The sequence below is a fragment of the Halorubrum sp. SP3 genome, assembly GCF_005435195.1.
In the GTDB taxonomy this organism is placed as follows: domain Archaea; phylum Halobacteriota; class Halobacteria; order Halobacteriales; family Haloferacaceae; genus Halorubrum; species Halorubrum sodomense.
This window is the reverse complement of record NZ_SGTU01000274.1, coordinates 1-556: the sequence shown is the minus strand read 5'-3', so window position 1 is coordinate 556 and position 556 is coordinate 1. Positions and strand designations below refer to the sequence as shown.

At 43.2% G+C, this 556-nt stretch carries 1 protein-coding gene; it reads left to right on the top strand.

What is annotated here, in order from left to right; genetic code table 11:
- Nucleotides 1-226: 226 nt before the first annotated feature.
- The coding region (locus EXE42_RS19760) for a hypothetical protein (RefSeq protein WP_206750751.1) at nt 227-556 on the top strand (330 nt) is incomplete at its 3' end.

Genomic DNA, 556 nt, shown 5'->3' with positions numbered 1-556 from the left:
GATGGACTCACAAAAACTAAAAAGTATCCGGAATATAAGTTCTTTGACGACTTGTATACAGTATTAGATCATCAAGGCGCATCAATCGACAAGATCTCAGAGGAGCTGAGGAAACGAATGGCTGAATTAAGAGATGAACCACATTCTGCTTGGAATCTATGAGCTTGTATGATCTCAGATGTTCCGAAAGCCACTACAAGCTGCGAGTAATAGGATATAAGAGATAATGAGTAGCGTCCGGAGAGTTAACCCACGAACCAAGCGCTGGCGCGAAGCGCTTGCTGAACTCTCTGGGCCACGAATATACCATAATAAAGTAACAGACTCTGAGGAAAAACCGCTCTTCAGTAGATATCCGTACTCCGGTCAGTCAGTCATAAAATTCGATTTTGATTACAGATATGAGGCGAAGAGTGGAGACTCTCTTGAACATCCGATGAGTGTTCTTATGCGTCTTGACTCTGGCCTATTGATACTCCATCCAAATGGCCGATCGGACTTGTCAAATGAGGTTTTAAAACATCTGAGATCTGCCTTGGCGACGGATATATCCATT